The 24,140-nt window shown below is 67.7% G+C and carries 26 protein-coding genes; 16 read left to right on the top strand and 10 right to left on the bottom strand.

Features of this window, described 5'->3' with window-relative positions:
• Positions 1–5 precede the first annotated feature (5 nt).
• The 3 genes from ABZX12_RS21315 to ABZX12_RS21305 all read left to right on the top strand — a co-directional run bounded on the left by ABZX12_RS21315 (position 6) and on the right by ABZX12_RS21305 (position 3,314).
• Positions 6–881 (top strand): amidohydrolase family protein, encoded by an 876-nt coding sequence (locus ABZX12_RS21315; protein WP_355695513.1) that lies wholly within the window; start codon positions 6–8, stop codon positions 879–881.
• 9 nt (positions 882–890) lie between these two features.
• Positions 891–1,343: a GNAT family N-acetyltransferase gene (locus ABZX12_RS21310; protein ID WP_355695511.1), complete on the top strand. Its 453-nt coding sequence runs from the start codon at positions 891–893 to the stop codon at positions 1,341–1,343.
• Between the two features lie 162 nt (positions 1,344–1,505).
• On the top strand, positions 1,506–3,314 hold the full coding sequence (locus ABZX12_RS21305) for a sugar-binding domain-containing protein (RefSeq protein WP_355695509.1): 1,809 nt from the start codon (positions 1,506–1,508) through the stop codon (positions 3,312–3,314).
• Here the strand turns inward: ABZX12_RS21305 and ABZX12_RS21300 are convergent.
• Complete coding sequence (locus tag ABZX12_RS21300) at positions 3,299–4,405, bottom strand: putative sulfate exporter family transporter (RefSeq protein ID WP_355695507.1); 1,107 nt, start codon at positions 4,403–4,405, stop codon at positions 3,299–3,301. The two genes, ABZX12_RS21305 and ABZX12_RS21300, sit on opposite strands and share 16 nt — an antisense overlap.
• Positions 4,406–4,491: 86 nt before the next feature.
• Here ABZX12_RS21300 and ABZX12_RS21295 point away from each other — a divergent pair, with 86 nt between their 5' ends.
• On the top strand, positions 4,492–5,271 hold the full coding sequence (locus ABZX12_RS21295; protein WP_355695505.1) for a GntR family transcriptional regulator: 780 nt from the start codon (positions 4,492–4,494) through the stop codon (positions 5,269–5,271).
• On the opposite strand, the gene ABZX12_RS21290 is transcribed toward ABZX12_RS21295, so the two are convergent.
• Positions 5,272–6,174 (bottom strand): LysR family transcriptional regulator, encoded by a 903-nt coding sequence (locus tag ABZX12_RS21290; RefSeq protein WP_355695503.1) that lies wholly within the window; start codon positions 6,172–6,174, stop codon positions 5,272–5,274.
• A 116-nt stretch (positions 6,175–6,290) separates the two neighbouring features.
• On the opposite strand from ABZX12_RS21290, the gene ABZX12_RS21285 reads away from it, so the two are divergent.
• From ABZX12_RS21285 to ABZX12_RS21265, 5 genes are read left to right on the top strand one after another with little or no spacing between them, the layout of a single operon-like run.
• Complete coding sequence (locus ABZX12_RS21285; RefSeq protein ID WP_355695501.1) at positions 6,291–7,001, top strand: SDR family oxidoreductase; 711 nt, start codon at positions 6,291–6,293, stop codon at positions 6,999–7,001.
• A 1-nt stretch (position 7,002) separates the two neighbouring features.
• Positions 7,003–8,079, top strand: coding sequence for a YbfB/YjiJ family MFS transporter (locus ABZX12_RS21280; RefSeq protein WP_355695499.1), 1,077 nt, complete (start codon positions 7,003–7,005; stop codon positions 8,077–8,079).
• Positions 8,076–8,438, top strand: a complete 363-nt coding sequence (locus ABZX12_RS21275; protein ID WP_355695498.1) for an SgcJ/EcaC family oxidoreductase — start codon at positions 8,076–8,078, stop codon at positions 8,436–8,438. Before ABZX12_RS21280 ends, ABZX12_RS21275 begins: the two co-directional genes overlap by 4 nt.
• A gap of 11 nt (positions 8,439–8,449) precedes the next feature.
• Positions 8,450–8,845: a VOC family protein gene (locus ABZX12_RS21270; protein ID WP_355695496.1), complete on the top strand. Its 396-nt coding sequence runs from the start codon at positions 8,450–8,452 to the stop codon at positions 8,843–8,845.
• Positions 8,846–8,869: 24 nt separating this feature from the next.
• The gene (locus ABZX12_RS21265) at positions 8,870–9,655 is read left to right on the top strand and encodes an arylamine N-acetyltransferase (RefSeq protein ID WP_355695494.1); all 786 of its coding nucleotides are present in this window, start codon (positions 8,870–8,872) and stop codon (positions 9,653–9,655) included.
• A gap of 100 nt (positions 9,656–9,755) precedes the next feature.
• On the opposite strand, the gene ABZX12_RS21260 is transcribed toward ABZX12_RS21265, so the two are convergent.
• The gene (locus tag ABZX12_RS21260; RefSeq protein WP_355695492.1) at positions 9,756–10,364 is read right to left on the bottom strand and encodes a flavin reductase family protein; all 609 of its coding nucleotides are present in this window, start codon (positions 10,362–10,364) and stop codon (positions 9,756–9,758) included.
• Between the two features lie 672 nt (positions 10,365–11,036).
• On the opposite strand from ABZX12_RS21260, the gene ABZX12_RS21255 reads away from it, so the two are divergent.
• Together ABZX12_RS21255 and ABZX12_RS21250 are read left to right on the top strand one after the other, a co-directional pair.
• Complete coding sequence (locus ABZX12_RS21255; RefSeq protein WP_355695490.1) at positions 11,037–11,702, top strand: helix-turn-helix domain-containing protein; 666 nt, start codon at positions 11,037–11,039, stop codon at positions 11,700–11,702.
• A 63-nt stretch (positions 11,703–11,765) separates the two neighbouring features.
• Positions 11,766–12,005: a hypothetical protein gene (locus tag ABZX12_RS21250; RefSeq protein ID WP_355695488.1), complete on the top strand. Its 240-nt coding sequence runs from the start codon at positions 11,766–11,768 to the stop codon at positions 12,003–12,005.
• A 331-nt stretch (positions 12,006–12,336) separates the two neighbouring features.
• Here ABZX12_RS21250 and ABZX12_RS21245 read toward each other — a convergent pair whose 3' ends face one another.
• The 5 genes from ABZX12_RS21245 to ABZX12_RS21225 form a co-directional block, all read right to left on the bottom strand.
• On the bottom strand, positions 12,337–12,999 hold the full coding sequence (locus ABZX12_RS21245; protein ID WP_355695486.1) for a zf-HC2 domain-containing protein: 663 nt from the start codon (positions 12,997–12,999) through the stop codon (positions 12,337–12,339).
• A complete protein-coding gene (locus tag ABZX12_RS21240) occupies positions 12,996–13,505 on the bottom strand; it encodes a sigma-70 family RNA polymerase sigma factor (RefSeq protein WP_355474656.1) in 510 nt (169 codons plus the stop codon). The genes ABZX12_RS21245 and ABZX12_RS21240 overlap by 4 nt, the downstream gene beginning before the upstream one ends.
• 49 nt (positions 13,506–13,554) lie before the next feature.
• Positions 13,555–13,929, bottom strand: a complete 375-nt coding sequence (locus ABZX12_RS21235) for a DoxX family protein (RefSeq protein WP_355695484.1) — start codon at positions 13,927–13,929, stop codon at positions 13,555–13,557.
• Positions 13,930–14,027: 98 nt separating this feature from the next.
• Positions 14,028–14,855 carry a hypothetical protein gene (locus ABZX12_RS21230; protein ID WP_355695482.1) on the bottom strand — a complete coding sequence of 276 codons (828 nt, stop codon included), beginning with the start codon at positions 14,853–14,855 and terminating at the stop codon, positions 14,028–14,030.
• Between the two features lie 63 nt (positions 14,856–14,918).
• Positions 14,919–15,329 (bottom strand): MarR family transcriptional regulator, encoded by a 411-nt coding sequence (locus tag ABZX12_RS21225; RefSeq protein WP_355695480.1) that lies wholly within the window; start codon positions 15,327–15,329, stop codon positions 14,919–14,921.
• Positions 15,330–15,381: 52 nt separating this feature from the next.
• Here ABZX12_RS21225 and ABZX12_RS21220 point away from each other — a divergent pair, with 52 nt between their 5' ends.
• The 3 genes from ABZX12_RS21220 to ABZX12_RS21210 all read left to right on the top strand — a co-directional run bounded on the left by ABZX12_RS21220 (position 15,382) and on the right by ABZX12_RS21210 (position 16,993).
• A complete protein-coding gene (locus ABZX12_RS21220; RefSeq protein WP_355695478.1) occupies positions 15,382–15,969 on the top strand; it encodes a TIGR03086 family metal-binding protein in 588 nt (195 codons plus the stop codon).
• Positions 15,970–16,037: 68 nt separating this feature from the next.
• Positions 16,038–16,424 (top strand): PASTA domain-containing protein, encoded by a 387-nt coding sequence (locus tag ABZX12_RS21215; RefSeq protein WP_355695476.1) that lies wholly within the window; start codon positions 16,038–16,040, stop codon positions 16,422–16,424.
• Positions 16,425–16,660: 236 nt separating this feature from the next.
• Positions 16,661–16,993, top strand: coding sequence for a hypothetical protein (locus tag ABZX12_RS21210; protein ID WP_355695474.1), 333 nt, complete (start codon positions 16,661–16,663; stop codon positions 16,991–16,993).
• Positions 16,994–17,654: 661 nt separating this feature from the next.
• Here the strand turns inward: ABZX12_RS21210 and ABZX12_RS21205 are convergent.
• Together ABZX12_RS21205 and ABZX12_RS21200 are read right to left on the bottom strand one after the other, a co-directional pair.
• The gene (locus ABZX12_RS21205) at positions 17,655–20,180 is read right to left on the bottom strand and encodes a S8 family peptidase (RefSeq protein ID WP_355695472.1); all 2,526 of its coding nucleotides are present in this window, start codon (positions 20,178–20,180) and stop codon (positions 17,655–17,657) included.
• Entirely contained in the window at positions 20,173–21,141 is a 969-nt protein-coding gene (locus ABZX12_RS21200) for an ATP-binding protein (protein WP_355695470.1), read from the bottom strand. The genes ABZX12_RS21205 and ABZX12_RS21200 overlap by 8 nt, the downstream gene beginning before the upstream one ends.
• Positions 21,142–21,674: 533 nt before the next feature.
• Between ABZX12_RS21200 and ABZX12_RS21195 the strand changes: the two genes are divergently transcribed.
• Positions 21,675–23,135, top strand: coding sequence for a helix-turn-helix domain-containing protein (locus ABZX12_RS21195; protein WP_355695468.1), 1,461 nt, complete (start codon positions 21,675–21,677; stop codon positions 23,133–23,135).
• A 327-nt stretch (positions 23,136–23,462) separates the two neighbouring features.
• Positions 23,463–24,068 carry a hypothetical protein gene (locus ABZX12_RS21190; protein WP_355695466.1) on the top strand — a complete coding sequence of 202 codons (606 nt, stop codon included), beginning with the start codon at positions 23,463–23,465 and terminating at the stop codon, positions 24,066–24,068.
• Positions 24,069–24,140 lie beyond the last annotated feature (72 nt).

Here is a 24,140-nt window from a genome sequence, read left to right as displayed (position 1 = left end):
AGGGCGTGCGAGATGCGGAGGTACCGGCGTGGTGGCGGCGGCTCGGGCTGGACGGGCTGGTGGACGTGCATGTGCACTTCCTGCCGGACCGGGTGCTGAACGCGGTCTGGGCATACTTCGACCAGGCGTCGTCGCACTACGGGACGGAGTGGCCGATCACCTACCGGACCTCGGTGGAGGAGCGGCTGAAAACGCTCGATTCGCTGGGAGTGCGGGCGTTCCCGGCGCTGGTGTATCCGCACAAGCCCGGGATGGCGGCCTCGTTGAACGCGTGGGCGCGGGACTTCGCGGCCGTGACACCCGGCTGCGTGCCGAGCGGGACGTTCTTTCCTGAGCCCTCCGCGGCCGACTATGTGCGCACGGCTTTGGAGTTGGGGACGCGGATCTTCAAGGTCCATGTCCAGGTCGGCGACTACGACCCGCGCTCCGGTGAACTCGACGACGTGTGGGGCCAGCTCGCCGAGGCCGGCGTCCCCGTCGTCGTCCACTGCGGCTCCGGCCCGATCCCGGGCCGGCACACCGGTCCGGGGCCGATGGGCGAGGTCCTGCGGCGGCACCCGCGGCTGACCGCGGTCATCGCGCACCTGGGCATGCCGGAGTACGCCGAGCACCTGGCGCTCACGTCGTACCCGAACGTCCACCTGGACACGACGATGGCCCTGACCCCCTTCACCGAGGCGATGATGCCCTTCCCCCGCGACCTGATCCCCCGCCTCGCCGACCTCCAGGACCGCATCGTCCTCGGCTCCGACTTCCCCAACATCCCCTACGAGTACGCCGTCCAACTCGAAGCCCTGGAATCGCTGGACCTGGGCGACACCTGGCTCCGCGCCGTCTGCCGCACCAACGGCACCCGCCTCCTCGGCCTGACGAGCACGTAGGCGGCTGGCGTGAAGGTTGAGGAACGCGAGGCGGACGACGCTGAACTGGGGGTGCTGCTGGCGGCGGCGTTCGACGAGCTTGTCGGGCGGTATGGGGCTGAGGGGCGGTCGCAGGTCAAGGACGGGGCGCGGTACTTCGTGGTGCTCGACGACGAGCGTCGCGCTGTCGGATGCGGCGCCGTGCAGGTCTTCGGTCCGGGCACCGAGCATCCCGGGGACGCCGAGGTGAAGCGGATGTACGTCGCTCCGGCAGCCCGTGGACGCGGATACGCCCGGGCGCTGTTGGCCGGTCTGGAGGACGCCGCTCACGCGGCTGGGCACTCGACCATCCGCCTCACCACCGGTCACCTCCAACCGGAAGCGATCGCGCTCTACGAGTCGAGCGGCTACACCCCCACCGAGCCTTGGGGAAAGTACGTCAGCCAGCCCGGAACCCACTGCTACGCAAAGGAGATCCGGTAGATCGCGCGGTGAGCGCGCGACCTTCGGCTCCCTGAACCCGGTCGAGGTCCGCGCGGTCGACCCGGGCCGGGCCAGAGCAGGCTGGAACTGACCGTTGCCCGACCCATTCCAACGTTGTAAAGTGCTGCCGTCCCGCCATCGACCAGCATCACGGGAGAGCACATGTCACAGCCTCGTGCGGAGTACCCGCGTCCGCAGTTCGTCCGGCCCGAGTGGGTGAATCTGAACGGCGAGTGGCAGTTCGAGATCGACCGGTCGGACTCCGGACTGGAGCGCGGCCTGCGCGAACGCGAGCTCCCGCAGCGGATCGTCGTGCCGTTCGCGCCGGAGACCGAGTTGTCCGGGATCGAGGACGTCGACTTCATGGAGGCGGTCTGGTACCGCACGACCGTGACGATCCCGGCGGACTGGGCCGGCAAGGACGCCGTCCTGCACTTCCAGGCCGTCGACCACGACGCCACCGTCTGGGTGAACGGCGAGGAGGTGGTCCGGCACCGCGGCGGGTTCACCCCGTTCAGCGCGAACCTGCGCCACGTCGCCCGGCCCGGCGAGGAGGCGACGATCGTGGTCCGCGCCCGCGACAGCCACCGTGGCCCGCAGGCCCGCGGCAAGCAGAGCCAGCTGTACTTCAACCACAGCTGCCTCTACACCCGCACCACCGGCATCTGGCAGACCGTCTGGCTCGAAGCGGTCCCGACGGTGCACCTGAAGCGGCCGCGGATCACCCCGGACGTGGCCGGCTCCAGCTTCCACCTCGAAGTCCCGGTCTCGGCGAACAAGACCGGCTACACGATCAAGGCCACCCTGAAGGACGCCGACGGCGAGATCACCACCGCCGAGGTCCGCGCCGACCTCGATCTCGCCCCACGCCTCACCCTCCAGATCCCGGCCGGCCGCGTGCGCCTCTGGGACACCACGGACCCGCACCTGTACGACGTCCGCCTCGAGCTGATCGATGCCGACGGCAACGTCGTCGACGGCGCCGACTCGTACGCCGGCCTGCGGTCGGTGAGCATCAACGGCAAGGCGATCCTGATCAACGGCAAGCACGTGTTCCAGCGGCTCGTGCTCGACCAGGGGTACTGGCCGGAGAGCCTGATGACGGCCCCGTCGGAGGAGGCCATCGTCCGCGACATCGAGCTCAGCCTGGCGGCCGGGTTCAACGGCGCGCGGCTGCACCAGAAGGTGTTCGAGGAGCGGTTCCTGTACCACGCGGACCGGCTCGGCTACCTGGTCTGGGGCGAGTTCGGCGACTGGGGTTCGGGCGTCGGCCACACCGACACCGACAACCAGCAGCCGACGGCGTCGTACGTCGCGCAGTGGCTCGAAGCGGTCGAGCGCGACTACAGCCACCCGAGCATCGTCGGCTGGTGTCCGCTGAACGAGACGCACCAACTGCTGCACGACCGGATCACGCAGCTCGACGACGTCACCCGGGCGATGTTCCTGGCCACGAAGGCCGCCGACACCAGCCGCCCGGTGCTGGACGCGTCCGGCTACAGCCACCGCGTGCCGGAGACCGACGTCTGGGACTCGCACAACTACGAGCAGGACCCGGCCGAGTTCGCGAAGCAGATGGCGGACCTGGTGAACGACAAGCCGTACGGCAACACCGGCGGCCCCGAGGGCAAGCCGATCTCGCTCGCGTACGACGGGCAGCCGTACTTCTGCAGCGAGTTCGGCGGCATCTGGTGGAACGCCGAGAAGGCGGCCGCCGGCAAGAGCGGGAACTCCGCGGACTCCTGGGGCTACGGTCAGCGGGTCGCGAACGAGGAGGACTTCTATGTCCGCTTCGCCGGTCTGATCGACGCGCTGCTCGACAACGAGTTGATGTTCGGCTACTGCTACACGCAGTTGACCGACGTCTTCCAGGAGGAGAACGGCATCTACAACTTCGACCGCAGCAACAAGCTCGACGTGCCGCGCATCAAGGCGGTCCAGGACCGCCAGGCGGCCTACGAGAAGGACTGAAGCACCAGCGAGCCGACAGCGACCAGGGCCCAGAGGATCGCTCCGAGCAGGAGCGGCCTGGGCCCTGCGTCGCGGAGCTCACGCGGGCGCAGGGACAAACCGATCGCAGCCAGCGCGGCGGTGATCAGACAGGTGCCGATCACGGTCAGCGTCGGCAGCCAGGACTCCGGTACGGCGCCCGCGGAGCGGAGGCCCGCGGCGGCGACGAAGCCGATCAGGAACAGCGGCACGAGCTTGCGCCACGGCAACGGCTGACGGATCGAGGCCGTGGCGCCCTGGTACGACCCATCGCCGACGGCGTCGAGGGCCCGCGCCGCCCGGTTCTCGCGGCGGATCTTCAGCGCGGCCAGTGTCAGCACGATCGGGATCAGGGTCAGCGACCGGGTGAGCTTGACGACGATCGCCTGGTCACCGGCCGCCTGGCTGTACGCGTACCCGGCCGCGACGACGGACGACGTGTCGTTGACCGCCGTACCGGCCCACAGGCCGAAGGCCTCCGAGCTCAGGCCGAGTAGATGCCCCAGCGGCGGGAACGTCAGCACCGCAACGATGTTGAAGGTGAAGATCGTCGCCAGCGCATAGGCGACCGACGAACGTTTGGCGCCGATCGCGGCGGTCGCGGCCGCGATCGCGGAGCCGCCGCAGATCGCCGTACCGACGCCGATCAGCGTCTGGGTGTCCCCGCGGACGCCGAGCAGCCGGCCGAACACCCACGCGCCGCCGAGGGCGAGGGCCAGTGTGCCGAGCATGACCGGCAGCGACGAGACGCCCACCCGGGCGACCTGCTGCAGCGACAGCCCGGTCCCGAGGACGACGATCGACAGCTGGAGCAGTGTCTTCGAGGCGAAGTCGTACCCGGGACGCCAGACGTCGGAGCGCAACGCCGGGATCACGCTGCCCGCGATCACGCCGAGCAGGATCCCGAAGACCGGCCCACCGACCAGCGGCACGAGTCGCCCGAGCGGCACCGCCACGGCGGTCACCAGCAGCACGATCCCGAGGCCGCGCAGGCGCCGTACGACCGGATCCAGGCGGCGCTGTGCGGCAGAGAGGGCGGCGCGGGTGCCAGGTGTCCTAACCTCGAGCTGCACCACTAGCCGGTCCCCTCCTGCGAGAAATGTACGTACATTGAAGGTAGGAGATGACCGGACATTTGGCAACTCTGGAGGGAACCCGCGTGCGCAAGCTCGAACGTGGCGGCGGCGAGCCGCTCTGGAAGCAGTTGCAGGCGGACCTGGTCCGGCGGCTGCGGTCCGGGGAGTTCGACGACGCGTTCCCGGGTGAGCTCGCGCTGGTCGAGGAGTACGCGGTCAGCCGGCACACCGTCCGCCAGGCGCTCGCGCAGCTGCGCACCGACGGCCTGATCCTCGCCGAGCGCGGCCGGCAGCCGCGGGTCGCGACGGCGCCCGAGATCCGGCAGCCGATGGGCGCGCTCTACAGCCTGTTCTCCTCGGTCGAGGAATCCGGCCTGCCGCAGCACAGCGTCGTCCGCGCGCTCGACGTCCGCGCCGACGGGGTGATCGCGGCCCGTCTCGACCTCGAGGCGTCGATCCCGCTGCTCTACCTCGAGCGCCTCCGGTACGCCGGCGACGAGCCGCTCGCGCTCGACCGCGTCTGGCTGCCCGCCACTGTCGCGGAGCCGCTCCTGGACGCGGACTTCACGCACACCAGCCTCTACAACGAGCTGGCCGAGCGGGCCGGCATCACTCTCGACCACGGCCGCGAGGACATCCGCGCCGTCGTCCCCACGACGGCCGAACGCGCGCTCCTGCACTGCCCGCCCGAGGCCGCGGCGTTCTCGATCATCCGTCAGGGCACGTCACAGAACCGCCCCGTCGAGTGGCGCCACACTCTCGTCCGCGGCGACCGGTTCGGCCTGTCCGCCGAGTTCTCGGCGCACACCGGCTACCGCCTCACGCCGTCCCCGAACACCACCGCCCTGACCCAGGCTTGGTGATCAGCGGAACGGGTCGTCCGCCGGCAGCCAGGCGTCCGGGTCGAACTCCACCTTCACATCCCGCGTCAGCGCCTCGACCGCCGCGAGTACGGCGGGGCGCTCCTCGTCGCGGCGCGCCACCAGAGCCCAGGTCCAGACCGGGATCGGGTCGACGACCTGCCGCCGGGCGAAGTCGCGCGGCAGCGGCGTCGCGTCCCGTTTGGGTGAGCTGACGACCGGACGGCGCAGACGGCGTACGTGCTCGTAGAACCCCGGCCCGGTGATGCCGTGGTCGTCGATGCGCTCCACCGACGCACCGGTCGCGCGGGCGAACTCGATCGCGTAGATGTTCCAGGAGGCCCAGGCCTCGGTGTCCGCGTCCACCAGCACCACGGTGTCGCGCGCTCGCACCGGCGAGTCGTCGCCGACCGAGACCGCGAACAGCCGGTCCGCTCCCAGCAACGAGCCGGACAACTCCTGTTCCGCGAGGTCGGTCGCGCGCACCCAGCAGATCGCCAGGTCGATGCTCCCCTCCGCGACCCGGCCTGCCTGCGTGTGCGACGGCATCACCCAGGTGTCGACGAGCAGTTGCGCGACCCCGGAAACCCGCTCGGCCAGATCGGGCGGCCGCCAGCTGACGTACCCCAGCCGCACCGGCTCGCTGGCCGCGAACCCCCGGGCCGTACGCCGGAGCGCGTCGGCCTGCTCGAGCAGCGCTCGTGTCTGCGGCAGCAGCGTCTCCCCGAACGCGGTCAGCCGCACGGTCCGGCGATCGCGTTCGAACAGCGGTACGCCGAGGTCCCGCTCGAGCGACTTGATCTGCTGCGACAGCGACGGCCCCGCGATGTGCAGCCGCGCGGCGGCCCGGCCGAAGTTCAGCTCCTCGGCGACCGCCACGAAGTACCGCAACTGGCGCAGCTCCACGCCCCGCAGCCTAGTAGGCCGAGCCTCCCAGGTGAGAGCAAACCGGTCGTGGAAAAGCCTGCATGGTTCGACAACTATCGAACTACAAGCAGCACCATTTCCCGAACAGGAGCACCATGAACCACCAGAAAGTCGCCGTGATCACCGGAGCCTCCCAGGGCATCGGCGCCGGACTCGTCACCGCCTACCGCAAGCTCGGCTACGCCGTGGTCGCGAACTCGCGCACGATCACGCCCTCCGGCGACCCCGACGTCCTGACCGTTCCCGGCGACCTCGCCGAGCCCGGCACCGGCGCCCGGGTGATCGAGCAGGGTCTGGAAGCGTTCGGCCGGATCGACACCCTGGTCAACAACGCGGGCATCTTCGTCGCGAAACCGTTCACCGAGTACACCGACGAGGACTACGACGCCGTCACCCGCCTGAACCTGCGCGGTTTCTTCGACGTCACCCGGCGCGCGATCGCCGCGATGCTGGAGAACCCCGACGGCGGTCACGTGGTGAGCATCACCACGACGTTCGCCGACCGCGGCTTCAGCAGTGTCCCGGCGGCGCTGGCCGCGCTGACCAAGGGCGGCATGAACTCCGCCACGAAGTCGCTGGCCACCGAGTACGCCGCGCGCAACATCCGCGTGAACGCGGTCGCCCCGGGCGTCATCCGGACGCCGATGCACCCGGAGGAGACGCACGAGTTCCTCGCGGCGCTGCACCCGGTCGGCCGGCTCGGCGAGATCGAAGAGATCGTCGACGCGGTCACGTACCTGGAGACCGCCAAGTTCGTCACCGGCGAGGTCCTGCACGTCGACGGCGGCCAGCAGGCAGGTCAGTGACATGAAGCAGTGGCGCCTGGCGGGACAAGGCGCGGCGGCACTGGCCGGCGGTATGGGCCTCGGCCGGTTCGCGTACACGCCGATCCTGCCGCTGATGCACTCGCAGGCCGGCCTTTCACCGCGTCTCGGAGCAGCACTCGCGACAGCCAACTACACCGGCTACCTGGCCGGTGCGTTGGCGGCAGTCGTCGTACCGAGGCTCCTGCACTCCCGCTGGGCGCTCCGGCTGTCACTGCTGATCCTGGCCGCGACCCTCGCGCTGATGCCGCTGAGCCCTTCGCTCTGGCTCGGTCTGCGCCTGGTCGCGGGAATCGCGAGCGCCTTGGTGTTCGTGATCGCCGTCAGCGCCGTACTCCCCCGGCTGCAGAGCCATCACGTCGGCTGGACGTTCGGGGGCGTCGGCGCGGGCATCGCCGTGTCGGGCATGGTCCTGGTCGGCGGCAGTTGGCGTACGGCTTGGTGGATCACCGCCCTGCTGACGGTCGCCTGCGCGATCCCGGCCTGGCACCTGACCGGTTCCTCGGCACCTGCCGCTGTTGCCGGCGGCACCAGGTCACGTCACTTCACCGCACTGCTCACCAGCTACACCCTGGAAGGGATCGGCTACATCATCGCCGGCACGTTTCTTGTTGCCGCGATCAACGAAACCGCCTCCGGGCCGGTCGGCAACAGCGCCTGGATCGTCGTCGGGCTGGCCGCCGTACCGTCGACCGCGCTCTGGGCGCGGCTCGGCCGGCGCTGGTCACGATCGGCGCTGCTGCTGGTCGCGTTGCTGGTCCAGGCAATCGGTATCGCGTTGCCGGTCGTCCTTCCCAGCGTTGCCGCGGCGCTCGTCTCCGCCGCACTGTTCGGCGCCACGTTCCTCGGCGTCGCCAACCTCGCGATCGCGCTCGGCGCCGAACTCCGCGTGCCGCACGCCGTCGCGATCCTCACCACCGGCTACAGCCTCGGCCAGATCGTCGGCCCGCTGGCGGTCGGTCCGCTGTTGCACAACGGATACCACCAGGCGCTCCTCGTCAGCGCCGGCGTCGTCGCCCTGGCCGCGATCGCCGCTCACCCCCTCAGGAGAATCGCATGAACCACGTCCTCACCACCGTCCTCACCACCGTTCTGGACCAGTGGAAGTCGGGTATCGACGACCACGATCCGTCCCGCGTTGCGGCGCTCTTCACGAAGGACGCCATCTTCCAGGGCTTGCACCCGTACGGCGTGGGCCGCGACGCCGTCGCCGAGTACTACGACTCGCAGCCGCTCGGCCTGTCGCCGCAGTACCGGATCCTGGAGACCCGGGAGCTCGCCGACGATCTGATCCTCGGCTACTTGTCGGTCGACTTCACCTTCACCGACCGGCCCACACTGACCGTGTGGCTTGGCGTCCTGCTGCGCCGGACCGACGAAGGCTGGCTGATCGCGCACTATCAAGTCTCGCGGTTGTAGATACTGGCCGCATGAGTGCCAAAGAGCTTCGGCTGGTTGTGACGGTTGACGACTACGACGCCGCGGTGGCGTTCTACCGGGACGCGCTCGGACTGGCCGAGCGCGAGTCCTACACGACAGGCGATGCCGAGGTGATGATCCTCGAGGCCGGGCGCGCGACGCTCGAGATCGCGAATCGCGCGCAGGCCGACTACATCGACGAGGTCGAGGTCGGGCGGCGGGTGGCCGGCAAGTTCCGGGTGGCGCTCGAGGTCGACGACTCGGCCGCGACGACGGCCCGGCTGGCCGCGGCCGGCGCCGAGGTGATCGCCGAACCCACCCGGACACCGTGGAACTCGCTGAACGCCCGCCTCGAAACTCCCGGCGGCATCCAGCTCACCTTGTTCACGGAGCTTGACCTCAAGTGAACTGGAAGTGCTGAGGTAGCAGGCATGTGGAACATCGAGACCCTCGACCTGGACGCCTACCTCGCCCGGATCGGGCACGACCGTGTGCAGCCGTCGGCCGACGCACTGCGCAGCCTGCACCGGGCGCATGTGCTGGCGATCCCGTTCGAGAACATCGACGTGATCCTCGGCACCCACCCCGGCATCGGCCTCGACGCGATCCAGTCCAAGCTCGTCGGCCGGCAGCGCGGCGGGTACTGCTACGAGCACGCGCTCCTGTTCGGCGCCGCGCTCGAGCAGCTCGGGTACGACGTCGTACGGCGGGTCGCCCGCGTGCAACCGCACAAGGCCGGGCCGCGGACGCACGCGCTGCTCAAGGTGAGCGTCGACGGGCAGGAGTTCCTGGCCGACGTGGGATTCGGGGCCGGGCAGTTGTACCCCACGCCGCTCAAGGACGGCGCCGTCGTCGACCAGGCCGGCTGGGACCACCGTTTGGAGCTGGACGGCGACGTCTGGACCCTGTCCAAGAAGACCGCCGACGGCTGGATCCCCCAGCACGCCTCCAACGACGAACCGGTGCGGCCGATCGACTACGAGGTCTACCACCACTACGTCTCGACCCACCCGAACTCGCCCTTCACCGGCCGCCCCGTCGTCATGCGCGTGGCCGAAGGCGTCGTACGCCGCCTGGTCGGCGACACGCTGACCGTCGAACACGCCGACGGCCGCAACACCTCCCGCACCGTGCCCGCCGCCGACCTCCCCGACGTACTGAGATCCCTCGACGTAATCCTCACCGACGAAGAAACCGACCGCCTACGCCTGATGTAGGGGCCGTCATCGCCGAGTCGTGAGAATGGGTTGCGCCGGACGACCACAATCCACGACTCGCCGGACAGGCCCGGAGCCAATCGCCACGACTCGGCTCGCGTCAGGCGTGTCTTGGGGTCTCGGTGCGGAAGGATTCGCCGAGCTCGGGGCCCAGGCCGTAGTAGTGGCGGAAGTTGTAGATGAGGGGTGACCAGGCGGCGGGGTCGACGTAGGAGGTTCCTGGTACGACGATGTGCTCGGCGGCGTGGACTCGCCGGACTTCGGCCTGGGCGATCAGGAAGTTGCCGCTGGCATCGAGTTGCTCGTGGACGACGGTCGCTTCGAACTGGAGCGGGCATTCGGCGACACGGGCCGGGGTGACGAGCTCGGAGGCGGTCGGCGTGAGGCCGGCTGCTTTGAACTTCTCGCGTTCCTGGTGGAAGCGGGCACGTTTGTGCTCGGGGACCGGATGCGCGGCGGTCAAAGGGGCGAGGCGTTCGACGGCTTTCCACTGGTCGGGCGACGGGTAGTTGATCACGACGTCCGGGCGCTCACGCAGGTTGATCGCCGTCTGCCCGGAGGCACCGACGCCCAGGACCACCACGTCGCCGAGCGCCCAGGCGGACGACATCGGCGCGAGGTTGACGGTGCCGTCCTCGTTCTCGGTGCTGAGCAGGGCGACCGGCGTCCCGACGTACAGGATGGAGGGTTCGATCGTCAGGTGCGTCACGAAGATCGAGGCTAGGCGCGGCTTTGTTCGGTAGACGCCTAACCGTTGCAGGCATCAGCCCGGCGGAGCCGGTCGGCCCTACAGCAGGGCATCCGACCAGGGACGAAAGCGAGCCCCGCGAGCAACACCGGCACCAGCCCGAACCACGAGCCCCCGAGCCACACTCCGGCGCCGGGTTGATGCTCCGGCGTCGGCCGGGGGTGGGCGGGAGCGCGCGTAGCGGGAGAGGACGAGGAGCGAAGCGACGAGGTGGCGGCTGCGTAGCACTCATGGGCTTCCGCTCACACCCAAGCCTCACACTCGAAGCTCATCCCACCCCCAAGCCCTCCCACACACCCGAAGCCCACCTCACACCCCAAACCCACCCACACACCCGAAGCCCACCCCACACCCCAAACCCACCCACACACCCGAAGCCCACCCCACACCCCAAACCCACCCCACACCCCAAGGCCTCCCCCACCCCCAAGGCCTTCTCCACACCCCCAAGCCCAGCCCACACAGCAGCCCTCCCACACCCAAGCCCAGCCCGCCCACACCCAAGCCCAAGCCCAGCCCGCCCCCACACCCACGGCGCACGACGCACCCGCGCATCCGTTCTCACGCCCGGCGTTTGCCGGGTGGCTGGATGGTTCGGTGCGGGGCTAAGTGTGGGGGCGGGATGATGGGGTCATGAGTGCCGAAGGTGAGGAGTTGGCGGGCTGGGCGCGGATGTTGGCTGATGGGACGCGGGCGACGGTTTGTCTGGCGTTGCTGGACGGACGGGCGTGGACGGCGAGTGAGTTGGCCAAGGTGGCGAAGGTGTCCCGGCCGACGATCAGCGAGCACCTGAATCTGCTGGTCGGCGGCGGGCTGCTGACCGAAGTACGACAGGGCCGGCACCGGTACGTGAAGCTGGCCGGACCGGACACGGCCGAGCTGCTCGAAGGGCTTGCTGCGTTGGCGCCGCGGCGGACCGAGGTGGTGAACAGTCTGGCGGCCGTGAGCAAGCGGGACGCGTTCGCCCGGGCGCGGACGTGCTACGACCATCTGGCGGGCAAACTCGGCGTCGCGCTGGCCGACGCGATGACGGAGCGGGGCCTGGTCGACTGGTCCGAGGGGATCAGCCTGACGCCCAAAGGCCAAGCCTGGCTGGACGATCTCGGCATCGAGCTCAGCACCCGCCGCGGACGCTCGGCAGTCAGGTCCTGCCTGGACGTGACCGAACGACGACCGCATCTGGCAGGCGCGGTAGGCGCGGCATTGTGTGAGCACGCGCTGCGCAACGGATGGGTGACGCACATCCCAGGTGGCCGCGCTCTCAAGGTGAACGGCGCGGTCCAGGCGTTCGGATTCTGAGAACCGCCTGCGGGAACACGCTTTCAAGAGGCGCCGCGGCCGTTTTGCACCTAGCCTTCGGCCATGACTGAGTTCGAGCCCGGCACCGATCTGGTGTCCCGACTCCCTCTGCCCAGCCATGTCGTCGTCCTGGTGGACGGCACCTGGCGTCGCGGCTGGCTGATCGGCCGCGACCACGAGGAATCGGGATGGACCGCTCTGGTGCAGTACGAGGGCGACGACGGCAACGAGCGGACGGAACGCCTCCCGGCCGACCGGATCGCTCTGCCCGCGTCGGAAGGCCCGACTGAGCAAGCGTCCTAGGGAGGGTACGCAACGCGAAGGCCCCCGGTGGTGATGAATCACCGGGGGCCTTTGCACGTAACGCTGCCAGGGCGCCTCAGAAGCATCGAGCACCCCGGCCCAGGCCCTTCGGGCGGTTGACCTGGGACGGGGTCCTCAGTGGCGTTACACAGGGTGTATCGGTGGTGACGGCGCGAGTGTTACAGATTCCACAGAACTTTCTTGCGGCCCGGTCACGACGTACGGCGACCCCGGCGCACGTCCCTGAACACCGGGGTCTAGGACGACGGCCTCTCGAGCGACTGTCGCCCCTTCACCTCTAGGTGCCCCGACAGCGCGTGTGCATTCGTGTTCAGAAACGAACTGCCAGCAACACTCGTCCGGTCTCGGAGCTGCGGATGTCCAGGGCCCGGATCTCATTGCGCTGCAGCTTGGTCGTCGCCGCCGGTTTCACCGTCGTCCCCGGCGCGGACGTCCAGCTCGCAATCAACTGCACCTTGCCGGACGTGTCGGTGACGTACAGCTCATATCCGCGGGCGCGTTCGCTCGGCGTCGCGAGCTCGTCGTACCGGCAGCTGATCTCGATCGTCGTCCCCCACGGCTCGGGCACCAGCCGGGCGTCCGCGGACAGCTTGCTGGACACCGTCTGGGCGAGCACGACATAGTCGCCCTTCGGCTCGTCGCGGGTCAGCGGGAGCACGACGAGTGCGCCGATCACGGCAGCGGCGACCGCGATGCCGGCGGTCAGCGCACCGAGCCGGATCCGTTGCCGGCGCCGGTCGCGCTGGACGCTATGGACCAGGCCGGGCAGCAGGTTCGGCGGGTCGGCCGCGACCGCGGCCATCGCCCGCTCGGCCGGCAACGCGGCCAGCACACCGGGCACACCGGCCAGCGACGCGACTCCCGCCGAGCATTCGGCACAGGTGTGCAGATGCTCCTCGTACACACGCCGGTCCTTCGCCGACAGCGCGCCGAGCAAGTACGCCGCGTCCCAGTCCCGGTACGGGTCACTCACTGGCTTGTCACCCCCTTCTCCTGCAGCGCGAGCTTCAACGCCCGCAGCCCGTAGTGCAGCCGCGACTTCACGGTGCCTGACGGGATGTCCAGCTCTTCGGCGATGTCGGTGACCGTACGGCGTCCGTAGTACGCGCGAACGATCACCTGCCGGTGTTCCTCCGACAGTTGCGCCAGTGACTCGGCCACCAGCCAGGCGTCGAGTACGGCGTTCGCGTGGTCGGCGCTCGGGTTCTCCGGGAGGTCGTCGCTGGCGACCTCGCGGCTGACCCGGGCGCTGCGCCGGTCGTCGATGACGAGGTTGCGCGCCACCGTGAACAGCCAGGCCCGGGCCCCGGCCTCGTCCTCGGTCAGGATGTTCGGCCGCCGCCACGCGCGGAGCAAGGTCTCCTGGACGACGTCCTCGGCCAGCCGGTCGTCGCCGGTCAGCCGGACGACGAACCGCCACAGCGCAGGCGCGTGCACGTCGTGCAACTCACGCAGCAGCGTCGCCCGGTCGTCAGCCATCGGCGCTCCTGCTCTGTGGACAGCGGGGTGGAAAGTCGGGTCGGACACGTCACTTGGTCGCTGCGGCTGCCTCCGCTGTCGCCACCCGCCGCACCGACCAGGCGCCGTTGCCGAGGAACGCGATCAGCAGGAAGGCGAAACAGAAGAGCGCCGCCTTCTCGCCACCATTCTGCACAGGCAGCAAAGCACCCGCCTGGTGCACTGTGAAGTACGCGTAGGCCATCGAGCCGGAGCACAGCAGCGCCGCGTACCGGGTGCCGAGCCCGATCATCACCAGCGCACCGCCGACGGTCTGGATCAGCGATGCCCACCAAGACGGCCAGACGAACAGACCGACCTGTTCGGTTCCGAGGACGCCGAACAGCGCGGCGGCGCCGTGGGTGGCGAACAAGAACCCGACGACGATCCGGAAGATGCCGATCACTTCCCTCTGATAACGCTCGAGCACCTGCACAGGGCCTCACTCCTCGCGGTGTGGTGTGGTCGTGTGCCTGGTTCGAACGATTGAACGCTCTACATGGTTCAACGGTGAGTGATTTCTAGATCACACTCCGGATCCATTGCCTTCCGGGTGGCGAATTGATATCCGCGCGTGGCGACGGTCAGCCCGGCGCCCCAGACGACGTACGCCGGGACCGCGACCCAGAAGAAGCTCTCCGGCAGACCGACGTCGCCGTACGCCGGCTCTCCCTGGAGCACGTTGACGACCATCTGGATCAGCCCGACGGTGAAGTACGCCGTGATGCCGGCGCCGAGCATGTAGCCGGGCAGCAACAGGAGCCAGCGCGGGAAGTACCGGCCGATGCGGTGCACGAGGAGGAAGGGCAGGAGCGTGCCCGTCAGGACGAAGCCGCCCTCGAAGAGGAGGATCGACAGGTTGCCGCCGAACGGCATCTTCTCGAAGCCGACGACCGCCTGCGCCGCGAACCTGGTCAGGAAGCCGGCGACGGCCAGGCCGGCGCCGGCGACTGAGACCCAGTGCGGCCACGGCTGGGCCGCGGCCTGATGGGCTTTCGCGAGACGGCCGAGCAGTACGGCGCCGGCGACCGCGCCGAGACGGCTGAGCATCCCGGGCAGGTCGAAGGGGATTCCGAGACCCGGCAGGACCAGTGCGACCAGGTCGAGCAGGATGAATCCAGCCGCCGCGAGCCAGCCCGCGGCCAGCGCCCAGAGCAACCGCGGCCGGACACGGATCACCGCCAAGGCCGTGACGAGACAGCCGATCGCCGCGACCCAGTTCGGAATCAACAGGTCGCTGCCCGGCAACTTCCACTCGAACGCGTGGCCGGTCGCGAACCAGACCCGCAGACCGCCGTACGCCACTGCCCACACCACGACCGCTCGCCTCATGCCGCCAGTCTGTTGAGCTCCGGAGACGATCGGATCACCCGCGCGAGGGAACGACCTCCACCGTCAGCGTGAGTGCAATTCCTGCAGGATGCGGAGGAAGGCCTTGCGATCGGCCGGCGTGAGTGCGGTGAGGACCTGCTCCTCCTGCGCCTGGATCTCCTTGCGGACGGCACGGCGTACGCGCCGGCCCTGCGGCGTGATCGCGAGCAGCCGGACACGACGATCGGCGGGGTCCGGGGTGCGGTCGATCAGCCCGGCCTGCTGGAGCTCGTCGAGGGTCCCGATGATGCGGGACTTGTCCGCGCCGATCGCCTCGGCGAGCGCGGCCTGGGTCCGGACGGGGGTGTCGTCCAGCGCGGTGAGCACCGAGTAGCCCCACATCGAGACGTCGTGGGCGGCGAGCACCGGCAGCTCGAGCGCGATCAGCTCCCGCACCAGCGGATACAGCATTGCTGCCAGATCGGGACGCTCCATGTTCGGAAAGGTAGCACTGGCGCAATCATATGCTGGGGCATACGATAAGCGCATGCACACTATTGATTACGTACCGCTCGACGCCGAGGCCGTCCGGGCCAGCATCGAGCTCGTCTCCGCCGCGACCCCCGCCGACCTGTCCAGGCCGACGCCGTGCCGGGCCTGGACCCTGTACGGCCTGCTCGCCCACATGGCCACCCAGCACTACGGTTTCGCGGCCGCTTCCCGCGGCGAGTCCGATCCGGCAGTCTGGAAGCTGCGCGACCTCGGCGACGACCCCGTGAAGGTCTATGTCTCCTCGGCCGAGCACGTCCTGGAGGCCTTCGCGGAGCCGGGGGTCGCCGAGCGTACCTTCCCGCTCGTGGAGTTCGGCGCCTCGTTCCCCGGAGCGCAGGCGATCAGCTTCCACTTCATCGATTACGTCGTCCACAGCTGGGACGTCGCGAAATCCCTCGGTACGACGGTGACCTTCGGGGCGGCCACGCTCGAGGCAGCCGAGGCGGTAGCCCAGGTCGTCCCCAGCGGCGACGTCCGCCTCGCCCCCGGGACGCCGTTCGCACCCGACATCGCGTGGTCCGGAGACGACCCACTCGACCGCATCATCGCCCACCTCGGCCGTAACCCAGCCTGGCCGCACTGATCACGCTTGGTGATTTCCCCGGCGAATGGGTACCAGACTTGGGGAGAGCTCGGCGGACGGGGAGTGCGATGGTGACTCAGAGGTGGCTGGCGGTCGGGCTGACCGGGTTCTTGCTGGTGGCGTGCGGTGGTCCGGGCTCGGCCGACTCCAAGCCCACGCTCACAACGACCGCAACAACCACCGTGACTGCCGGCCCATCGCCATCGGAAATCACCCCGCCGCCTTCCACCCAGACCGGCGTAGTGCCGAATGTCGTCGGCCTGAATCACCAACTGGCTCAGGACACGATGCAAGCAGCAGGCTTCTACTTCCTCACAGAAGAAGACGCCACCGGCCAAGGCCGAGCCCTCCTCAACGACCGCAATTGGGTAGTAGTAACCCAATCCCCCGCCCCCGGCACCCAAGCCCCTCCCGACACCAAGATCACCCTCCGCTCGAAGAAGATCGGCGAATAACGCCCCACGTTGAACTGAGCGCGATGCTTCGTTCTCTCTTGTCGCCGCGCTCGCTCATACCGGCGTACCGCCGGCGGAACAGGGGTGTGAAGCTGAAGTGCGCGCGACGACCGGTCTGCCCGTGGGACCGCAATGGTCCAGGTGCTGACCCCGGATCGGTGCGGTTCTCCCTCTCGAAGGGAGCGCACGCAGATCACCACGAAGATCCCCTTCATGCAGTGTGGCACCATGCGGAAATGCCAGAGTTCCGCGTTCACAACGGCTGTCACTATGCCATCCAATTCCACTACGCCTTACCGGATGACGCATGGTGCGTGGAGCTGAGCGAAGCCACCCCGGCACCCGACACGTGGGCCGACAATCCCGACGCACCGACCCACCTCCCTGGGCCCGCCTTCCTGGTCGCCGTGATCCCCGACGAGGACCCTGACCAAGAACCCGCCATCCACATCCATGACGAGCACGTCATCCCGTACGAGATCATGCACTGGTTCATGGACAACGCCGCCGAGGAGGTCAACCGCCGCCGCCTCACACTCAAACAAAACCACCCCGAAGCCAAGGACTGAATCCGCCTTCCCCGCGGATTGTCGACTCCTCGCCCTCGACCGTCGACAGTCAAGACCCGACCGGGCCTAAATCCGAGCGAAACGAGAGCGGCGCCACTCGCTGAGCTACATCACGCACCCGCGAGCACCAGGGCGAAGCCAGCACCTGTCGGCATACACTCAACCGACGGCTGAGGCCCTAGTCGCTCCGGAGCCGACTCAACCAACGTGGCTGAGTAACAGCGGACCTTCACGCTCCCCGCGGAGCCGGCAGACGCCTGACCTGGGGATTAGTAGGCCCGGGAGGGCGCGACCCACAAACCGCGGACTCTGCCAAAAATGCGCTCATCGTTCGTCATCAATTGCCAAACCTACCCGTGACCTGCGGAATCACACCGCCTGGCTTCGCGTCCGTGACCATTCACAGTCATCGTCTTCTGTTGATTGTGCTGAGTAAAGACCGACGGTCGCCTCGACGAGAGCCTCGCTTCCGAAGAAGTAGAGGTTCGTCGTTTATCGACGAACGGCACGTAACCAGACGGCTGGCTCACAATCAATCCTCAGGTCGGTGTTTGCCTGTGCAGTGCCGGTTCCAACCTGCGGGGACCCATCGGCAGCCGACAAGTGAGGTAGCCAGCCAAGCCAACAGGGGCCTCAAAGCTGATCCGCCGGGAACGCCTTATTACTCCGCCTGAATCGGCACCGGGATCGACAGCAGGTTGGCGATCGGCGTGTATAGATCGACGTTCTCCTCGGAGGTGCGCAGCGAGACCAGAAGCGCGTATCGGATCGGGAGGTCGGATCGGTCTCGCCGCCGGTTGTTCTTCCACCACCCGCCGACCGGATAGACGGCGATCGAGTTGCAGCGGGCGAGCTCGGCGCCCGTGCCGTACCAGTCGTCCTGGTGCAGCGACCCGAGGTGCCGCTGGTTGGCGCCGACCAGCCAACGATCCGAGGTGGTCGCGGCTCCCGCGCCGTTGCCCTCCTCCGACTGCGCATCGCGGTTGACCCGCTGGACGAACTCCTGCCGAGTCTCCAGCGTCCCCTGCAGATCGAACCGCAAACCGTGCGAAGCGTAGGCGTAGCGCTGCCGCCAACCCCGACGCGACGCCGACGGCTCGACGAAGTACGAGAGCGTGACACGAAGCCGTACGTCGGTTTCGCCTAGCGCAAGCAGCACGTCGCTCGGCCACGGCAGGGTGTGCAGACGAAAGCGCCGCACGCGAAGCTCGTCTCCCTCGAAGGGGACGAACTGGTCCTGGCTGACCATTGTGACCGCCTGGCCGCTCGAGGCTAAAACTGACTCCTCGGATGGGACGCCCCATCCATACCGACGCAGCAGCTGGAGCTTTTCCCGCTTCCGGCCAGCCGCGTTGATCTCAGCGCGCATGGCAGGCGTCCACTCGGCGGCGTGAGTGAGCAGGCCGCGGATCGTCTCCGGCCAGTAGCCCGGATACCGCGCGATCGCCTTGGCCGCCAGCCGGGCAGCCTGGGCGGTGGCCGCACTGGTGGCGTTCGCGGACGTGAGCGCGATGTCGTTCGCGATGCCGGTACTGCGAAGCGACAGCAGCGGATGCCGATTCTCGAAGCCAGTCGCGCCGTCGGTCAGGACGTTCCCGCCCTCCATGCAGATGTCGGGCTTGATCGGCCACTTGCGCTGGTCGAACAGAACCGACGTTCGGCTGTGCGGCGAAAGCTCGCCTTCGCCGGCCTGGGGCTTCCAGCCCTGGTACTGCGGATCGTCCGGGACGTCGACGAGGTTCGTATGAGCACCGACTGTCAGCACGTTCCAGGCCTGCGCCGGATCCTCGACAGCTGACGTGTCGGACTCGGTCCGGAAGTCCGCCTGGCAGCTGTCGACGTTGCCGGTGGCAACGAGGATCAGCCTGGCCGCGTCGGGGTCCGGAGTCGCGATCAGCTGAAGGTCCTCGCCGTCGCGGGTCACCGCCGTGCCGGCCGCCATCGCGTCGATTGTGGCCGACCAGAGGGTCGGCTCCCCCGCGCGATCCGGCGGTGCGCTGATCGGCAGGCAGAACACGCGCCTCCGGCGAGCGGTGATCTCGGGCAGCATGACCGCCTCGACCGTGGCGGAGCCGTAGTCACGCGGATCATGTTGCGGCTCGCCCCTGGCCGGGAGCATCTTGACAGACTCCAGGCGGTGGTTTAGCTCGACGACATCGTTCCCGATCAGCAGGTCATCCAATGATTCCCCGAAGAGGGCTAGGCCGGCCATCGAGGTGCCATGTCCCTGAAGATCGTTGCCGGAAGCGCCGATGATGGTGTGGTGGTCGGCCTCATCGAGCGAGTCGGTCAGGAGCAGGTGAGTCCGACTGACCCCACTGTCGAGGTGGCAGACGGCAGGCGCATCATCGGGCGCCGGCACCAATCTAGCGGCGAGATCTTGGACGTACTCGCCCTGCTCGACGGCGGAGAGATCCTCGATGGTGTCGACGAACTCGGGACGCCGGATCTCCGCGATCGGGATGTTGGTCACAGGGAGGATCTCGAGTTGGGCCCAAGTGGATTCGATCCACAGCACGCGACGGTCGCGCAGGACGATCGACCGCGGGATCAACCGAAGGTCGTAGGTGCGCCCGAATCCCTCGATGCTCTCGTGGTTCGGGCGCGTCGTGTCGAGCCAGAGCTCCCACCACCGCCTCCCGTCGCGCGGCGGCTCGCCGTCCGAAGTCCACAGGTCGTCGAGGAGAACCCGGCGGATCCGGGCGATGTTGGCCACCAGGGCCTGGTTGCGGGGATTACCACCCGCGCTGGTCTTCTCGAGGTAGTCCTCGAAGAGCCTCAGGAACTGGGACCTGTAATCGTCAGACACCCAGACGGTGGCGCGTTCGGGCTCGTCGCCGGTCGCGGGATGCACGGACAACAGCAACCACTGGGGACGCTTCGGTGTCTTCCGGTGCTTGCTCATGGCCGTGAGAGAGTCAAGCCGAAGCGGATAGGAAGCCTCAGCACCCTCGAGGACGATGATGGTGCCGACGGCGCGCAACTCCTCGATATCGAGTCCGGCGTCCCGTCGCGCCTGGCGATCGTCGCCGAAGGCCTGGTTGAACTCGCCCTGCAGCGCGAGCCCGTGGGCTCGCCGCTCGACCGGACGGATGCGTAGGTTCCCACGGCCTGGGCGGTGGAAGTCCTCGTCAGCGGCGTGCTCGATGACGAGGAGGTGATCGAGGTGCCGCAGGTCCTCAGCCAACGCTGGATGAGCGTCGGGCGGCCAGGGCCGCGATCAGATCATCTCTGTCCACGTGGGCATCGCCACGCATCAGCGCCGCTTTCGCTGCAGCCTCGGCGCCCTTCACCAGATCAGCGTGGCTCAGCCCGTCGCAGTACTCGCCGAGCTTGGCGAGGCTGGTGCCCTTGACCAGGGATCCCAGGCGCGCCCGAATCACTGCTATCGCCTGCCGCGCGTCCGGCCGCTCGTAAGTGAGCACCAGGTCGAAGCGGCGGAACAGGGCATGGTCGAGAATGGCACGATGGTTGGTGGCGGCAACGACCAGGGACTCGGGGCCGGCATTCTCCAGGAAGACCAGAAAGGAGTTAAGGATGCGGCGAGCCTCGCCGACGTCGTTGCCTGCTCGGTCGGCGCCCAAGGCATCGAACTCGTCGAAGAGATAGACACCGCGACGAGTCTCTACTTCGTCGAAGACCAGGCGGAGCTTGCTAGCCGTCTCACCCATGTACTTGCTCATCAGTGCATCCAGGCGAACCGTATGCATCGGCAGAGCCAGTTCGTGAGCGAGCACTGAAGCGGTCATGGTCTTCCCCGTGCCCGGTGGCCCTTCAAGCAGGAGCCTGTGTACCGGCGAGAACCCGCTGTCCAGCAGACGCTTGCGCTGCCTCTGCTCTGCGATGACCTGCTTGATCTGCGCCGCCAACTCCACCGGCAGGACTAAGTCTCGGAGACTGATCTCGGGATGAGAGGTTTGGATGAGCTCAGCCAGATCACCGCGCGGCTGTGCAAGCTTGGTGACGTTGCTGCGCGGGGTAGCCTGCCGCGACGCATCGACCGCCTTCTTGATGTCCGCGGCGAGAGTATGATGGCCCTGCTTCGCCTCACGAGCGGCGATCTGCAGTGCGACTGCGTAGAACGCTGAGTCGTCACCCGAAGCATGGCTGCGCACCATCGCAGTGATGTGCTCCCCCAGCCCAGCCACTGGTCTCCTCCTGACGTTTGGCGACGTACGCCATTTCTATCCTACGGGTCCGGCAGCCATGAGTGCGGGCGACGCGAGTCCAAGATCACCAAGCTCGACGGCTGCTCGCCTACACGATGCGTTGGAGCCAGGACACGCAGCAGCGGCGTCGAAAGCCGCTCAGCATGGCCATCATCTCCATTCGCACATCCGGGTCAACGCCTGATCGCGGGCTCACTGAACGCTGGGCATCCTCCTCGGTCATCTCGGCTTCAGCGCACCTGTCCGCAGTCATCTCAATGAAATACTCCGCCCATCGCCAGCGTGCGCGCCCAGGCTGCTCACCTTGATCATGCTGAGCTGGACAAGCACACGCTAGAAGGACAGCACAGCGGCCGCCGATCGTCGCGCCGCCGATGGAGCGGAGCCTGCAATCACGTGGGCACCCACGGGGTGACGCACTCGGCAACTCGATGACGTGCCACACCCCTTGGATTGCCCTTACGGATGCGTTAGAGTAGACGCTAACGGATCCGTAAGAGTGGAGGCTATGGGTGGACGACCGAGTGTTTATGGCCGATGTCGCTCGGGTGCTTGGAGTGTCGCGGCCTCGGGTCTGGCAGTTGCGGAAGCGGGATGACTTTCCGGAGCCTGCGGGACGCGACGGTGGCCGGGACTACTACTACGAGACAGCGATTCTGCGGTGGGCCGCGCAGGCTGGACGGGATCTGCAGGGGCGCGCGCCGTTGCTGTTTCAGCGTCCTGATGATGGGCGAGTGTCGCGGTTCGAGAACGCTCTTGTTTCCAGCGGGAACACGGTCCTGATTTGGGATACGAGTCTGGGGAGGCTGGGGCTGATCTATCCGTCGTACGCGGTGTCTGGGCTACCCGATCAGCGTCTGGTTCGGCGGGTGCTCGACGACACGCGTCAGTTGGATGCTGCAGTGGTTGTGAGGGACGGCTACGACGCATATGGGCCCGAGCTGATCGCCGTTGATACTCAAACGCCGGACCGAGAGTACTCGCCAAACTGGGAGGATTTGGCTGAGATCTTCGGCAGCCCAGTTCCATGGTGGCCGACAGCTCTGCGGAAGCCGAAGGAAGTCATCCGTTGGCGGCCCGGGGCAAAGCAGGTGACATCGGCGCCACTGAATGACGTCGATGTCGATGTCTTCTCCAATGCTGCGCTGGATGAACCGGCAGACTCACCCATCGCGCGGACTCTGACGGCATTCACCCGCGAGATGCGCCGGGGATCGCGGCGCCTCTGCGAACACGATGTCGCTCTGGTATCGGAGTGCCTCGCATACCAGAACGGACATCTTCAGATCGCTGCGATGCCGATCCAGGCCGACGATACCGAAGCCGAAGTACCCGAGGTTGTCCGTCGTGCGGCTTGGATCGAGATGCTGAAGCGCACAGACATGACAGCGCACGACTGCGTTCGCGAGATGATCGCCTGGAATGGCGGCGCGGACTTTCCGTACGCCGCGATCACCTCGATCAACCCCCATGAAGACAAGAGCGCAGCAGAGTGGGTTAGAAGCCTTGAACCCGGCGATTCCGAGATGGCGGCCTATGCGCTGTTCGACGACGCCGATCAGGCATTGGCTCACCTGGTGGACCCACGCACCGATGTCCCAGTCGTCCAGTTCGACGATGAAGATCAGCCTTACAAAGTGGCCGCGCCCATCCGGCTTCCCGCACGATCGGCACTGATCGAAATCATCCTCGGCGCGAACAACAACATCTGGATACGGACCGAGGACGGGGAGCTTTACCCAGCGCCTCACCGATGGGGCGCCGGGCTCAGCTACGGGTACTCCGGCGGCGGGCCGAGCAACTTGGCGATCCTGATCGAGCACCTACTGGACGACATCGCGGCCGCTGCCCCGGTTGGCAACGAGGAGTTCAATCGCGACCTCCTCGCGCTCATCGCTAGAGACTGGCCAGAGGGAACGGTCCTTACCCGCACACAGCTGACGTCTGCGCTGAAAGGCAACCTCGAGCAGTAGCCCGAGGCAAGTCTGCGGGCCGGCCAACGCGCGCTGGAGAGGTGAGACGGACATGCAAGTCAAGCCAAATCACACGTCGCTGACAACAACCGAGGCGTGCACGAACCAAGGGTCGCTCGCTCCAAGTGCCCATGGGCGGCGTGCAGCGAAATCAGGGGACGGTGCGACCAGGACATGTCTGGAGATCCTCGGCGTTTGAGCCGAAGTCTGCTTCCATCAGCCTGCCGTTGACGGTGACCGCAACCACGACCGTGAAGTCTGCGAACGCAACGCGAAGACGAGAATCCCTGAGCCATCGATCGACCTTCTCTCAAACAGGAGCCTTGGTTGAGCCGCATCGCCCCGATCGAAACGCACTACGCTGGCTGCCACTTCCGTTCCCGACTTGAGGCACGCTGGGCAGTCTTCTTCGACAGTCTCGACATCCCGTGGCTATACGAACCGGAGGGTTACCACCTTGGCGACGCCGGCGCGTACCTGCCGGACTTCCTTCTGTACCCAGACACCACAGATGCGGTCTGGTTCGAGGTGAAGGGCAGCTTCCCGCGCTCGGACGAAATCCGCAAGAGCCAGGCACTCAGCGTTGGAACAGGGATCCGAGCCTTCATCTATTACGCCCCGCTCGGCCTGCCCGCGCCGGACAGCTTGAAGTCGATGTCAGCTGACGAGTTCACCTCTCGAGAAGACCTGTGGCACTGGGACGACCAGGACGGATGGTTCTCCTTCGCTGGCGGACCGATGCGGTGGGCCACCAGCTTCGCCCCGACTGCCTTCATGTTCAGTCCTGACGACACTGGAGCGCCACGAACGAACTCGTGGTGGTGGACCGACTGCGACCACTGCGGTCTGCTTCTCTTGAAGGTCCACGGCCAAGTGGGACGCTGTCCCGACCTCGGTGAGAATCCCCCCGTGTCGGCGGCGCTCGAAAACTGAACACTTTCGGCGGTGAAAAGTGAGCACTCGACGATGGGAGAGTGATCACTTTGGAGGACTGGGCGCTGATCA

The sequence above is a fragment of the Kribbella sp. NPDC003505 genome, from assembly GCF_040610875.1.
Classification (GTDB): domain Bacteria; phylum Actinomycetota; class Actinomycetes; order Propionibacteriales; family Kribbellaceae; genus Kribbella.
The sequence above is the reverse complement of the archived record's forward strand: the minus strand, read 5'-3'. Positions and strand labels throughout refer to the sequence as shown.